The sequence below is a fragment of the Rhodoblastus acidophilus genome (assembly GCF_900187365.1).
In the GTDB taxonomy this organism is placed as follows: domain Bacteria; phylum Pseudomonadota; class Alphaproteobacteria; order Rhizobiales; family Beijerinckiaceae; genus Rhodoblastus; species Rhodoblastus acidophilus.
In genome coordinates this window covers 425,873-438,512 of sequence record NZ_FYDG01000002.1, presented here as the reverse complement: position 1 = coordinate 438,512, position 12,640 = coordinate 425,873, and the positions used below count along the sequence as shown (strand labels likewise).

Annotated in this window: 15 protein-coding genes; 9 read left to right on the top strand and 6 right to left on the bottom strand. The window is 65.3% G+C overall.

Annotation, left to right across the window (positions count from 1 at the left end; all coding sequences use genetic code 11):
- Positions 1 to 21: 21 nt before the first annotated feature.
- Genes CFB24_RS07345 through ftsE form a run of 4 tightly spaced genes read right to left on the bottom strand, consistent with a single transcriptional unit; the run spans position 22 to position 2,893 of the window.
- On the bottom strand, positions 22 to 387 hold the full coding sequence (locus tag CFB24_RS07345; RefSeq protein ID WP_088519919.1) for a hypothetical protein: 366 nt from the start codon (positions 385 to 387) through the stop codon (positions 22 to 24).
- Positions 388 to 444: 57 nt separating this feature from the next.
- Positions 445 to 1,221, bottom strand: coding sequence for a lysophospholipid acyltransferase family protein (locus tag CFB24_RS07340; protein ID WP_088519918.1), 777 nt, complete (start codon positions 1,219 to 1,221; stop codon positions 445 to 447).
- A 38-nt stretch (positions 1,222 to 1,259) separates the two neighbouring features.
- Positions 1,260 to 2,222 carry a cell division protein FtsX gene (locus CFB24_RS07335; protein WP_088519917.1) on the bottom strand — a complete coding sequence of 321 codons (963 nt, stop codon included), beginning with the start codon at positions 2,220 to 2,222 and terminating at the stop codon, positions 1,260 to 1,262.
- A gap of 8 nt (positions 2,223 to 2,230) precedes the next feature.
- Complete coding sequence (ftsE, locus tag CFB24_RS07330) at positions 2,231 to 2,893, bottom strand: cell division ATP-binding protein FtsE (protein ID WP_088519916.1); 663 nt, start codon at positions 2,891 to 2,893, stop codon at positions 2,231 to 2,233.
- Positions 2,894 to 3,014: 121 nt separating this feature from the next.
- On the opposite strand from ftsE, the gene CFB24_RS07325 reads away from it, so the two are divergent.
- From CFB24_RS07325 to CFB24_RS22480, 4 genes are all read left to right on the top strand, one after another.
- Complete coding sequence (locus tag CFB24_RS07325; protein ID WP_088519915.1) at positions 3,015 to 3,542, top strand: DUF3426 domain-containing protein; 528 nt, start codon at positions 3,015 to 3,017, stop codon at positions 3,540 to 3,542.
- Positions 3,539 to 4,063 carry a hypoxanthine phosphoribosyltransferase gene (hpt, locus tag CFB24_RS07320; protein WP_088519914.1) on the top strand — a complete coding sequence of 175 codons (525 nt, stop codon included), beginning with the start codon at positions 3,539 to 3,541 and terminating at the stop codon, positions 4,061 to 4,063. The genes CFB24_RS07325 and hpt overlap by 4 nt, the downstream gene beginning before the upstream one ends.
- 275 nt (positions 4,064 to 4,338) lie before the next feature.
- Positions 4,339 to 5,436 carry a polymorphic toxin type 37 domain-containing protein gene (locus tag CFB24_RS22485; protein ID WP_206605430.1) on the top strand — a complete coding sequence of 366 codons (1,098 nt, stop codon included), beginning with the start codon at positions 4,339 to 4,341 and terminating at the stop codon, positions 5,434 to 5,436.
- Between the two features lie 12 nt (positions 5,437 to 5,448).
- Positions 5,449 to 5,757, top strand: coding sequence for a hypothetical protein (locus CFB24_RS22480; RefSeq protein ID WP_141098382.1), 309 nt, complete (start codon positions 5,449 to 5,451; stop codon positions 5,755 to 5,757).
- Positions 5,758 to 5,960: 203 nt separating this feature from the next.
- On the opposite strand, the gene thpR is transcribed toward CFB24_RS22480, so the two are convergent.
- Together thpR and CFB24_RS07310 are read right to left on the bottom strand one after the other, a co-directional pair.
- Positions 5,961 to 6,509: an RNA 2',3'-cyclic phosphodiesterase gene (thpR, locus tag CFB24_RS07315; protein ID WP_088519913.1), complete on the bottom strand. Its 549-nt coding sequence runs from the start codon at positions 6,507 to 6,509 to the stop codon at positions 5,961 to 5,963.
- An 18-nt stretch (positions 6,510 to 6,527) separates the two neighbouring features.
- Positions 6,528 to 7,100, bottom strand: coding sequence for an arylesterase (locus CFB24_RS07310; protein WP_088520122.1), 573 nt, complete (start codon positions 7,098 to 7,100; stop codon positions 6,528 to 6,530).
- Positions 7,101 to 7,217: 117 nt separating this feature from the next.
- Between CFB24_RS07310 and CFB24_RS07305 the strand changes: the two genes are divergently transcribed.
- The 5 genes from CFB24_RS07305 (at position 7,218) to CFB24_RS07285 (ending at position 12,630) form a co-directional block, all read left to right on the top strand.
- A complete protein-coding gene (locus CFB24_RS07305; RefSeq protein WP_088519912.1) occupies positions 7,218 to 7,949 on the top strand; it encodes an ABC transporter ATP-binding protein in 732 nt (243 codons plus the stop codon).
- A gap of 33 nt (positions 7,950 to 7,982) precedes the next feature.
- Positions 7,983 to 10,517 carry an ABC transporter permease gene (locus CFB24_RS07300; protein WP_088519911.1) on the top strand — a complete coding sequence of 845 codons (2,535 nt, stop codon included), beginning with the start codon at positions 7,983 to 7,985 and terminating at the stop codon, positions 10,515 to 10,517.
- Positions 10,518 to 10,663: 146 nt separating this feature from the next.
- Positions 10,664 to 11,437, top strand: coding sequence for a Bax inhibitor-1/YccA family protein (locus tag CFB24_RS07295; RefSeq protein ID WP_088519910.1), 774 nt, complete (start codon positions 10,664 to 10,666; stop codon positions 11,435 to 11,437).
- Positions 11,438 to 11,696: 259 nt separating this feature from the next.
- Positions 11,697 to 12,242 carry an iron transporter gene (locus tag CFB24_RS07290; protein ID WP_088519909.1) on the top strand — a complete coding sequence of 182 codons (546 nt, stop codon included), beginning with the start codon at positions 11,697 to 11,699 and terminating at the stop codon, positions 12,240 to 12,242.
- Between the two features lie 52 nt (positions 12,243 to 12,294).
- Positions 12,295 to 12,630: a cupredoxin domain-containing protein gene (locus CFB24_RS07285; RefSeq protein ID WP_088519908.1), complete on the top strand. Its 336-nt coding sequence runs from the start codon at positions 12,295 to 12,297 to the stop codon at positions 12,628 to 12,630.
- Positions 12,631 to 12,640 lie beyond the last annotated feature (10 nt).

Below are 12,640 nucleotides of genomic sequence, written 5' to 3'. Positions count from 1 at the left end.
CGAGGCGGAAGTCTGCCCCCTTTAAATCGCAAGCGGCGCGGGGCGCAGGTCTGCGGCGGCGTCGGCGCGCGCCTCCGGCGTTTCGGCGAGCAAATGGACATGCAGCGCGCTCGCCCCACAGCGCCGCGCGCGCTGCGCCCAGGGCGCGAACTCCCCGTCGTCCGGCTGAAACACGCAGGCGATCTCCGTCCCGGCGGGCGCCTCGCGCACCGCGGCGACCACGGCGCGGCCGCAGTCGAACACGGGCGCGCCGTCCAGAGGATGGACCGAACAGATGTAGCGCCGGCCCGAGCGGCCGCGCCACGCATGGAACTGGTTTTCGAGGCTGGTCGCGCGCAAGGCGGCGAGCGGGCGGCTGCAGGCGGCGGCGAGCGGAGCGGCGGTCATTGGCGTCCCCATTAACGGTACGTCACGGGAACAAAAAAGAACAAAATAGGAATAAAGTCAAGCGGCCTTCGGCGCGTCCTCATTCCCTTGCGCGAGATTGACCGCGAGCCCCGGATTTCCGGCGATCGCCTCGGCGATCAACCGGTCGCTGGCCTGTTCGATCTCCTGTTGCAGCCGCGCCAGAAACGCGCCGTTCGGCAGGCCCGGCGCAATGGCGGGCAGAAATTCGATGACGAGGGTTCCGGGATGGCGCAGGAATTTGCGGCGCGGCCAGAACAGGCCGGAATTGAGGGCGACGGGCACGCAGGGGGCGCCAGCGGCGGCGTAGAGATGGGCCACCCCGGCCTTGTAGCGCGGCGGCGCGCCGGCGGGGCGGCGGGTGCCTTCCGGGAAGATGAAAATCGCGCGCCGCTCGGCGATGGCCTCGCCCGCCTTCTCGACCAATTGCTTCAACGCCGCCGACCGGCTCTTGCGGTCGATGGCGATCTGATCGGCGCGCAGCAGATATTGGCCGAATAGCGGCAGCCAGGTCAGTTCGCGCTTCAGGATGTAAGTAAAGTCGGGCAATTGCGTGCAGAGCGCGAAGGTTTCCCATGCCGACTGGTGCTTGGCTGCGATGATGCAGCCTTCAGTCAAAAGGTTTTCCTTGCCGCGAAACACGACTTTCGTGCCGCAAATCTTCTCCATCAGCCAGATCGACGACCAGCCCCAGTAGTGCGCCAGCTTGATGATGGCGCGCCGGCCGAACAACATTGTCGGCAGGCCCACGATCATCAGGACCGTGATGTTGACGTAGAATAGGACGTTGAAGGCGAGGGAGCGCAGGAAAAGCATGCGTTCTGTTTTGCGGCGCCGGCGGCGGATTGCAAGCGTTAATTCAGCGCGCGCAGGCTGCGATGCACAATGACGCGCGAGGCCAGCCCGGTCAGGCCGGCGACGCCGAGCGACAAGGCGACGATGGCGGCGAGGCCGTCCCAGCCCAGCGCGAAGGCGCCGAACATGGCTTCGGCCTGCTCGCCGCCCGCGCTGGTCGTCCATTGGCGCGACAAGGCGCCGAGCGCGAAAAACAACAGCGCCGCCGCGCCGCCGCCAATGGCTCCGCCGCGTAGCCCCAGCCGCAGGAAATGCCGCTGGAACTCGTTGGCGATAAAGGAATCGGCGGCGCCGACATAATGCAGCGACTGGATGATCTCGCGCGCTCCGGCCATGGCGCCGCGCGTGGCGAAGCCCACCGCCAGCCCCATGGCGGTCAGCACCAGCGCGAACACGCCGAGCGCGGAGGCGACCACGACATCGGCCATCGTGGTCAGGCGCTGCATCCAGGCGCCGTGATTGTCGAGATTGGCGTTGGGCAGCGCGGCGGCGAGCGCGCTGCGCAGGCCGATCTCATCCAGGGGTTTGGAGCCGTCGCGCCGGACCTCGATCAGGCGCGGCACCGGCAGTTGGCCGAGGTCGAGGCCGGCGCCGAGCCAGGGCGCGAGCAGCTCCTCCGACTGGCCTTTGCTCAGCGCGCGGGCGTCGCGCAGGCCGGGGAAGCTCGCGACGATCTCCACCGCCTTGCGCGAATCGGCGTCGAGATCGCGGCCGGGGCGCGGCATGACCTGGATCGTCATTTCGGCGCCGACCTGGCCGCGCCAGTCGTGCGAAGCCTGGGTCAGCAGCAGGGCGAAACTGGCGGTCAGCGCCGCCAGGAAGGTCATGATGGCGATGACCACGGAAAGGGCCGCCCCGGCGACCGAGGCGGCCGGCACCAGCGGCGTCTCCGCCCAGTTTTCGCGCCAGCTCTGTTGCGAATCGTCGTCAGCCTCGGGCCTGCGCGCCGGAAAACCAAGCATGTCCGCCCTCAATCGTAAATGTGCAGGCGGCCGTCGCCGAGCACGAGCCGGCGCGCGCCCTCGAACTGGTCCATCAGGTTGAGATCGTGGGTGGCGATCACCACGGACGTGCCGGACTTGTGCAATTCCTGGAACAGCCGCAGCAGCCGCCGCGCCATTTGCGGATCGACATTGCCAGTCGGCTCGTCGGCCAGCAGCAGTTCCGGCCGCATGATCAGGGCGCGGGCGATGGCGGCGCGCTGCTTCTCTCCGCCCGACAGCACGGGCGGATAGACGTGCAGGCGCTGGCCGAGGCCGACCCAGTCCAGCAGCTCCAGCACCTCGGCGCGGTAGGACGGCTCGTCCTTGCCCTGCACCCGCAGCGGCAGCGCCACGTTCTGGTAGGTGGTGAGATGGTCGAGCAGGCGAAAGTCCTGAAACACCACGCCCACCTTGCGCCGCAGCGCCATCAGGGCGTTTTTGTCGAGCGTGGCGGAATCCGCGCCGAACAAACTGATCAGACCGCGCGTTGGACGCAGCGCCAGCAGGATCAGCCGCAGCAGCGTGGTCTTGCCCGCGCCCGACGGCCCCGTGAGAAACTGAAAGGATTGCGGCGCAATGTCGAAGGTCAGGTCGCGCAGGATTTCCGCGCCCATGCCGTAGCGAAGGCCGACATTTTCGAACCGGACCAAACCTTTCCTCCACGGTCGCGCCGAGCGCGCGGAACGAATCACCGCCTTAACCTGCCATTAACCATAGCAGCACAGGAATGGCGGTGGAGGATTCCCCACAAAAATTCTGAACGGACGGACCATGACCTCAATAAAGCTTGCGCCCATGGTCGATGTCGACCGTTCGCCGGCGGCGCCTCGGCGTGCGCCGCCCACGCGCCCGACGCCGGGCGAAAAACGTCGGTCCGGCGCGCTGGCCATCGGCGCGGGCCTCGTGGCGGCGTGGATCGCGCTGATCGCCGGGCGCGTGGCGATTGTGAAGCTGTTGCCGGCGGCCGCGCCCGTCTATGCGGCGTTGGGCATGAAGGTCAATTTGCGCCAGATGGATCTGCTCGGCGTCACCGCCAAGCTGGTCGAGGAGGACGGGCGCAAGATCCTGCTGGTGCAGGGCCAGATCAAGAATATCGACGCGAGCCCGCGCACGCCGCCGCGCATGCGGCTGGCGGTCGAGGACGGGCAGGGCCGCGAAATCTATTTCTGGACCGCCGCCCCGCCGAAATCGCGGCTCAACCCCGGCGAGAACGCGTATTTCCGCGCCCGTCTCGCCGCGCCGCCGGAGGAGGGGGCGGAAGTGCGGGTGCGCTTCGCGCCGGAGGCGAGCGCGACATGAGCCTCGACATCCTGTTCAGCGAGGCCGAGATCGCCGCCCGCGTCGAAGCCATGGGCTATGAGATCGCCGAGGCCGTCCCCCAGCGCCTGCTCGCCGTTCCCATCATGACCGGGGCGTTCATCTTCGCCGCCGACCTTTTGCGCGCGCTTTACCGCGCCGGAGTCGAGCCGGAGGTCGATTTCCTTCAGGTCGGCTCTTACGGCAATGGAACGACGTCGTCGGGGACTGTGCAATTGTTGCGCGAGATTCAGGCCGATGTGACCGGGCGCGACGTGCTGCTGATCGACGACATTTTGGAATCCGGGCGCACGTTGACCTATGCGCGTAACGTGCTGATCGACCGGGGCGCCCGCCGCGTGCTGATCGCCGTGGCGCTTGAGAAGCCGAACAAGCTGGCGGTGGAGATCGCCGCCGATTACGTCGGCTTTCAGTGTCCCGACCGGTTCGTGCTCGGCTATGGCATGGATTACGCCGGAAAATACCGGGAGCTGCCGTTTATCGGCGCGCTGGATCAGATCTAGCGGGTGAAATCTAGCGCTTGGCGAAGGCGGTTTGCGGCTCGTTTGGGACCTTCCCGGCGTCGCCGGCAAGAAGCTCTTTCCGACCCGGAGAGAGGCCTTCGACACCGGATATTAACGTCCGAATTTAGACGCATTGTAGCCATTCACGGCGCAATAGCCCGACGGGTGAGCCATCGTCGTCCGCCTAATCGTCTGTGGCGCGCGATGCCCCGCGTTGACAAGCTGTTATGTTCTTGTTATGTTCTAGCCATAATTTGGTGATGGACCGCACACGGATGAATAAGAGCTTCGGCCAAAACTTTAGCCTCGCGGGCGCTGATGGCGACGATTACAACCCTTATCTCAACGAGACCGGCGCCTTTCATGGACGCAACATTGCGCTTTTGCAAAAGGACGCTATCGGTTTTTGGCGCCCACGACCACAACACGAACTCGAAGCGATTTTTTCGGCCGGCTACGGTTTTTCTATCGACCTATCCTTGCGAATGCAGGGTTTTGAGACCGTCGCTAAAGCGCTGAACGACAACAATCTCTGCCGAGCGGCTATCGCGTTGGTTCAGACGCGCATCCCTCCTCTCCCCGACGCTTCGGCGGCGGAACGGATGGCGGCGACCGAACAGTTGGCGAAGGCCGGTTCGGGTTATCTCACTCAGCCGCGCGTTCCCGCTGGCCAACCCGGCGCGGGGCAATGGACTGATGGTCTCGGCGAAGTGATATCGGGGCTCGCAGAACGCGGTCTGCCTTGGCTCTTGCGGGCAAGCTCCCGGCTTGTCGCGCCTCTTGCAATTGCGGCGGGCGTCTTGTTTCCCGACAACGAGCATCTTGAATCTCATGGCGCCATTCCCGGTTTTTCGCGCCTCAGCTACGGTTTCAGCGAGGGCCGGCTAACACTGTTTCAGAATGACGAACAAGGCGGCGTGAACCGCTTGTATTCTGGGTTGCCCGACAAAGATGGACTCTACCGCACCGAAGACGGAACCGTGGTCGGGCGCGCCGTCGGCAATAGTTTCATGCTCGACGGCGCCGGCGTCGCCGCGATAAGCACCTCGAATGCGAGGTCAAGTGACGTCACTGATGGCTTTACCAACGGTCCAAGCGCAACATTTATCAAGCCGCCGCCGAACGCTTGGGACAGCACTGGCCCAAAGGCGCCCGGACATCCAGGCGGCGTAGGTGACTACGCTGATCCTAAGGAAGGACCGAACTGGGCGCCCAATCCGAACGGCTTGGGCTGGGGCTGGGAATCTAAGGACGGAAAAGTATGGGTTCCAACCGGTCAAGGCGGCGCTGCGCATGGCGGCCCACATTGGGACGTTCAGGATCCGCGAACACGTGATCATGAAAACGTGCGCCCACCAAAATCGTTAGATTAAGGCAAAACTCCGATGTCCAACCCAGACAACATTGTCGTTAAAGAACCGCGTTTCTTCTCGTCGCTGGATGAAACAGCTTTTTTCGAATGGCTTCAAAGAATTCCAGGGATTACGTCCATAATAGGATCGAGCGCCGGCTTGTCGGCGGATATCGAAAAAACATCCTTTGATGACAATTCGTTGCGTGAATTAATTGCATTATATCATCGATATGATCTTGACTTTAATGACATTGAAGTTCTCGTGACGCAGGGAAACAAAGATTGGGTCTACGACCCCGAAACATATTGGGCGGTCCACTTTAAGAAAAGACAGGCTTGAGTGCGAGGGCAGTCCGGAAGTGTCCGGGAGTCGTTTTTTGCGCGCAGCGAAGCTCGCTTCGAAGCCCGCTTTCAGGCCCGTCTCTTCCATTCGGCTTTAGACCGCTCCCCGCCCAGCCCATCCGTTGTCGGCGACTTAGGGAAACGACCGGAATTTGCGGCGAGCCATCACGCCACTGGGCGCCAATTGCGTGATTTTTACGACTAACCGCCGAACGGATAATCCGCCTCGACTCGATACGGGCCGCCGCCGACCGAATCGCGCGACGAAAACAGCACGAATTTGTCCGCCTCGAATTTCAGCGCCAGCGGAAACGCGCGTTCGCTCAGCCACATCCCGACGTCGCGAGCGGAAACGCCGCGCAGGCGGGCGAGAGTCACGTGTGGGGCGAATTTGCGCGTTTCCGGCTTCAGCCCGTTGCGCCGCGCCAGCGATTCGTGCGCGTTGGCCAGCCGCGCCAGCAGCCCGTCGGCCTTGACGCGGGCGAACAGGGCGCGCGGCGCGTCGCCGCCGAACACGCCGAGTTCGTCCAGCTCCAGCGCCAGCGGCAGGCCCCCGGCCAGCCGCTCCGTGTCGGCGAGATCTTCCGCAAGGACCTGCGCCACATGCCGGTCGACGTCGCCGAAAAAGCGCAGGGTGATGTGGTAGTCGGCCGGCTCGATCCAGCGCGCGCCGGCGAGCCCGCCGCGATAAAACGCCAGTTGACCGGCGATGGCGGCCGGGATTTCCAGTCCGCTGAACAAACGGGGCATGTCGGTCGTTCTTGCGAATCAGTTGCTTTTGGACAGCTGCTTCAGCCAGTCCTCGGTCAGCGGCAGGATGCCCGCCACGATGCGCTCGACGCCCGCCTTGCTCGGGTGCAGGCCGTCGGGCAGTTGCAACGCCTTTTCGCCCACGACGCCGTCGAGAAAGAACGGATAGAGCGGCGCCTGGTATTTGCGCGCCAGCGTCGGGTAGATCGGCTCGAACTGCGCGGCATAAGCGCCGCCGAGATTGGGCGCGGCGCGCATGCCGGCGATCAGGAACGGGATTTTTCGCTCGCGCAAATGGTCGAGAATCTCGTCGATGTTTTTTCGGGTGTCGGAGGGGTCGAAGCCGCGCAGCATGTCGTTGGCGCCGATTTCGACAATGGCGGCGTCGGCGCCGTCGCCCAGCATCCAGTCGAGCCGCGCCAGCAGTCCGGCCGAGGTGTCGCCGGACACCCCGCCATTGACGATCTCCACATCCATGCCCTTTTCGCGCAAGGCTTTTTGCAGCACGACCGGGAAGGCGGCGTCGGCGGGCAGGCCATAGCCGGCGGTGAGGCTGTCGCCGAGCGCGACGATCCTGGTGGGCTTCGCCATCACGGGTTGGGCCAGCGCGATCAAGGCCGCCAAAGCCAGAACTGGCGCGGCCAGAACTGGACGGATCGCCCGGCAACGCCCATATGCGCCAAAACCCCTCTCCAGAAATCGCCCTGCATGAAACATTCTCAATCCTTTCCGGACCCGTCAACGTCTCAACGCGCCATCAGCCTTGTCGATGTCAATTTAACGCTCGGCGAGGGCGAGGCCAGAGCTCATATTCTGAAAAACGTCTCGCTCGACGTCGCGCGCGGCGAAACCCTGGCTCTGCTCGGGCCATCCGGCTCGGGCAAATCCTCGCTGCTGATGGTGATGGCGGGGTTGGAGGGCGTCGATTCCGGCGTGGTGGAGGTCGCCGGGCGCCGGATCGACCGCATGGGCGAGGACGAACTGGCGCGGTTTCGCGGCGCCCATGTCGGCGTGGTGTTCCAGGCGTTCCATCTGGTGCAGACCCTGACCGCGCTGGAAAATGTCGCGCTGCCGCTCGAACTCGCCGGCGTGTCCGACGCGTTCGCCCGCGCCCGCGGCGCCCTTGCGCAGGTGGGGCTGAGCCACCGCGAAAAACATTATCCGGCGCAAATGTCCGGCGGCGAGCAGCAGCGCGTGGCCCTGGCCCGCGCCCTGGTGGTGCATCCCGACATCCTGTTCGCCGACGAGCCTACCGGCAATCTCGATTCCACCGTCGGCGCCGAGATCGTCGAGCTGATGTTCGCGCTCAACCGCGAGCGCGGCTCGACTCTCGTCCTGGTGACCCATGACGAGGTTTTGGCGCGGCGTTGCCGGCGCATCGTCCGTTTGCGCAATGGCGCGGTCGAATCCGACGCCGCCCCTGAATTGCAGGACGCCTAGCGTCGTCGGGGCGGGGTCTATCGGGGCAAGGTCATGCGCAATCAAAGAGTTTTCTTCCGCTTCGCTCTGCGCGACCTGCGCGGCGGCCTCAAATCCTTCGGCGTGTTCATCGCCTGCCTGACGCTCGGCGTGATGGCGCTGGCGGCGGTCGCCGCCACCTCGCGGGCGATGCGCGACGGGCTGGCGCAACAGGGCGCGGCGCTGATCGGCGGCGACCTGAGTTTCGCGCGGGCGCAGGGCGCGCCCGCCGGCGAACACCGCGCCTTCCTTGCGGAAAAAGGCAAGGTGAGCGAAATCGTCACGCTGCGCTCGATGGCGCGGCGCGAGGATTCCAGCCAGGCCACGCTGGTCGAACTCAAGAGCGTGGACGCCGCCTATCCGCTCACCGGCGAACTGCGCACGGACCCGCAGGCGCCGCTGGCGGACCTGCTGGCGCCGCGCAAGGACGGTTTTGGCGTCGCGATCGACCCGCAGCTCGGGGCGCGGCTTGCGCTTGGCCTCGGCGATTCCTTCTTCATCGGCGACGCCAAATTCGTGATCGCCAGCTGGATACGCCGCGAGCCGGACGCCATGGGCGCCTTCACGCTGGCGCCGCATGTGCTGCTGTCGCCGCAGGCGCTGGCCGGCAGCGGGCTGATCAAGCCGGGCTCGCTGTCGCGCGCCTCGCTGCGCCTGCTGCTGCCGGGCGCGGGCGACGCCGAGGTCGAAGCCGCGAAACAAGCGTTTTTGGCGCGTTTCCCCGATTCCGGCTACGAGATCCGCACCCGCGCCGACCCTTCGCCGCAAGTGTCGCGCAATATCGAACGCTTCGCGCAGTTCATCACGCTGATCGGCCTGTCGGCGCTGGTGTGCGGCGGCATTGGCGTGGCCAATTCCGTGCGCGCGCTGATCGACCGCAAGCGCAAGACGCTGGCCATTCTCAAGGCGCTCGGCGCCAGCGGCGGCGAAGCCGCCAATTTCGTGCTGATCCAGGCCATGATCGTGGCGCTCGGCGCCGCGATCCTCGGCGCGGCGCTGGGGCTGGCGCTGCCGCGCGTGTTATTGACCGTGTTCGCGGACGCCCTGCCGTTCCCGGTCGCTCCGGCGCTGCATCCCGGCGACGCCGCCTATGCGCTGGGGTTCGGCCTGCTGATCGCGCTGACCTTCGCCGCGCCGCCGCTCGAACAGGCGCGCGTTCTGCCGGTGACGCGCCTGTTGCGCGAAAACGCCATGCAGACGCGCGGCCGCAGCGGGCGCGGCCTCGCTTTGGCGGCGCTGGGCGGCGCCGCTCTGTTCGGCCTGGCGCTGCTGACCTCCGGCGACCAGAAACTCACGCTGCAGTTCGGCCTGGGCGTGCTGGCGAGTTTCGCCTTGCTCTACGCCGTCGCCCGGATGGTGATGGCGCTGGCGCGGCGCGCGCCGCATTTCGGCGGGCTGAGCCTGCGGCTCGCCATCGCCAACCTGCACCGGCCCGGCGCGCTCACGCCCTCTTTTCTGCTGTCGCTGGGCCTCGGCGTCACGCTGCTGACGGCGCTCACCGGCGTCGAATACAATCTGCGCGCCGAAATCGGCGAGTCGCTGCCGGCGAACACGCCGAGCTATTTCTTCGTGGACGTGCAGAAGGCCGAGGCGCCGGAGTTCGAGCGTTTTTTGCTGGCGGAGACGCCGGGGGCGAAAATCGTCAGCGCGCCGATGCTGCGCGGCCGCATCACCCGCATCAAGGGCGTGCCGGCCGAGCAGGTCACGCCCGGCGAAAAGGCGCGCTGGGCGCTGGAGGGCGATCGCGGCGTGACGTTCGCGCGCACGCTGCCCGAGGGGTCGCGGATTGTCGACGGCGCGTTCTGGCCGCCCGATTACAATGGCCCGCCGCTGGTCTCGATGGAGACGGAGGTGGCGCGCGGCCTGGGGCTGAGCGTTGGCGACGACATCGCCGTCAATGTGCTCGGGCGCAATGTGACCGCCAAGGTCGCCAATCTGCGCAAGGTCAACTGGCGCTCGTTCGGCATTAATTTCGTGCTGGTGTTTTCGCCCAACGTGTTCGAGGGCGCGCCCTTCACGCAATTGATGACGCTGACGCCGCCGGACAAGCCGGTCGCCGCGCGCGAGGCGGCGCTGCTGGGCGCGGCGGCGCAAAAATTTCCCTCGGTGGTGGGCGTCTCGCTGCGCGAAACCCTGGCGACGCTCGACGATCTGTTGGGCAAGCTCGCCCTCGCCACGCGCGCCGCCGCTTCGCTGGCCTTCGCCGTGTCTGCGCTGGTGCTGGCGGGCGCGCTCGCGGCGGGCCAGCGCGCCCGGCTTTACGAGGCGGTGGTGTTGAAGACCCTGGGCGCGACGCGGCGCAAGCTGCTGACGGCGCTGACGCTGGAGTTCACGCTGCTCGGCGCCGTCACCGCCGTGTTCGGCCTGCTCGCGGGCGGGCTGGCGGCGTGGCTGGTCACGGTCAAGCTGCTCGACGCGCCGTTCGCGCTCTATCCGGGGCCGGTGGCGCTGGTCGCCGGCGGGGCCACCCTGTTCGCCATTGTCGCCGGCCTGCTGGGCACGGCGCGCGCGCTCGGCGAGAAGCCGGCGCGCTGGCTGCGGCAGGAGTGAGCGGAGATCGCCGCATGAACAAAATGTAATGCGGCGAAACGGTCGGGGCGGCTTGTCTTTCAAACGCCCCCCGGCCATATTTTTAGGTGAGCCGCGCCGCGTCCGGATTGTCCCGATGCGGATGGGCGGCGGGTAACGAGGATTTCATGTCCAACTTTGACCGCAACGCCGCTCCGTGGAGCCGGAGCTATGCTCGGACGGGCGCCGAGGTCGATCAAGGTCTGCGCGCCTTCATGCTGGGCGTCTACAACAATATGTCGATCGGTCTCGCGCTCACCGGCCTGGTGGCGCTTGGCGCCAACATGCTGACCGTTTCGGAGACCGCGACCGCCTATCGCGTCGGCCACATGTACCTGACCGATATCGGCGCCGCGCTGTATCTTTCGCCGTTGCGCTGGGTGGTGATGTTCGCCCCGCTCGCCTTCGTGCTGTTCTTTTCCTTCAAGATCGGCTCGATGGCCGCAAATTCGGCCCGCACCCTGTTCTTCGCCTTCGCGGCGGTGATGGGTCTGTCGCTGTCGTCGATCCTGCTGGTCTATACCGGCGCTTCGGTGGCGCGCGCCTTCTTCATCACCGCGGCGGCCTTCGGCGGTCTGAGCCTCTACGGCTACACCACCAAGCGCGACCTCGGCCCGATGGCCTCCTTCATGATCATGGGCCTGATCGGCGTGATCATCGCTGGCCTGGTCAACCTGTTCGTGCAGAGCGCGGCCTTCCAGTTCGGCTTGTCGATCCTGTCGGTTCTGATCTTCGCCGGTCTGACCGCCTATGACACCCAGTCGATCAAGTCCATGTATTACGAGAGCGACGGCTATGAAGTCGCCACCAAGAAGTCGATCAATGGCGCTCTGATGCTCTATCTCGACTTCATCAACATCTTCACTTCGCTGATCCAGCTCACGGGCCAGCGGAACGACTGAAGCAGCCAAGATACCCAACGACGAGAACGAAAGCCCCGCCTCCCCCGGCGGGGCTTTTTCTCTGTCCCGACAAACCCGGCGCGCCGCGTCCGTGCGCGAAAATGCGCGGTTTTCCAAATCGCGCGACATGAATTAGAAAAACTCTAAACAATGCGATTTATTTTGCGCCATGAGGCCGATCGCGGAAACATGGCTGGAGAGCGCGCGAGACGCGCCCGACTTTGCCCGGCAAGCTTTTTTCCGGACCTGAGGAGCCAGAATGCGCAAGACAATTCTTTCCACCGCCCTTTTCGCCAGCGTGGCCCTGGCTGGCTTCAGCGCCGCCGCCAAGGAATATCCGGTCGGCCAGAAGCAGACGCAAGCCGGCATGGAAGTCGGCGCCGTCTATCTTCAGCCGATCGAAATGGATCCGCCCGGCATGATGCGCGCCGCCAAGGAATCCGACGTGCATCTGGAAGCCGACATTCACGCCGCCAAGGGCAACACAAACGGGTTTGCGGAGGGCGACTGGGTTCCGTACCTCGCCATCTCGTTCGAACTCACCAAGCTCGACGACGGCCAGGTGCTGAAGGGCGAGTTCATGCCGATGGTCGCCAATGACGGCCCGCATTATGGCGACAATGTCAAAATGTTCGGCCCCGGCAAATACAAGCTGAAGCTGACGATCTCGCCGCCGAATTCGTCGATGCACAACCATTTCGGCCGCCATACCGACAAGGAAACCGGCGTCGGCGAATGGTTCAAGCCGTTCACGACGGAATATGACTTCACCTATGCCGGCATCGGCAAGAAGGGCGGCTATTGATTGGCCCGCATCCTGCTTGGGGTTGGGACGTAAAACGGAGGGCGACATGAGGATGGGACTGCGGCTGGCGACAATGTGCGGTGTTTTGCTGGCGCTTGCGGTCCCGCCCGCCCTCGCCGGAGACGATCCGACCTTCCGCCTCGAGTTCAACGACGGCGTCATCACGCCGTCGCGGCTCGAGGTGCCCGCCAATGCGCGCTTCCGGCTCGAACTGAAGAATTCCGGCAAGACCCCGGCGGAATTTGAAAGCAAGGAGTTGAAGAAGGAGAAGGTTTTAGCTGCCGAAAGCGAATCGGTGCTGGTGTTCCGCACGCTCGATCCCGGCGAATATCCCTTCTTCGACGATTTCCACCCCGACGCGCCGCCGGCGGTGCTGGTCGCCAAATAGGCTTGAAGAC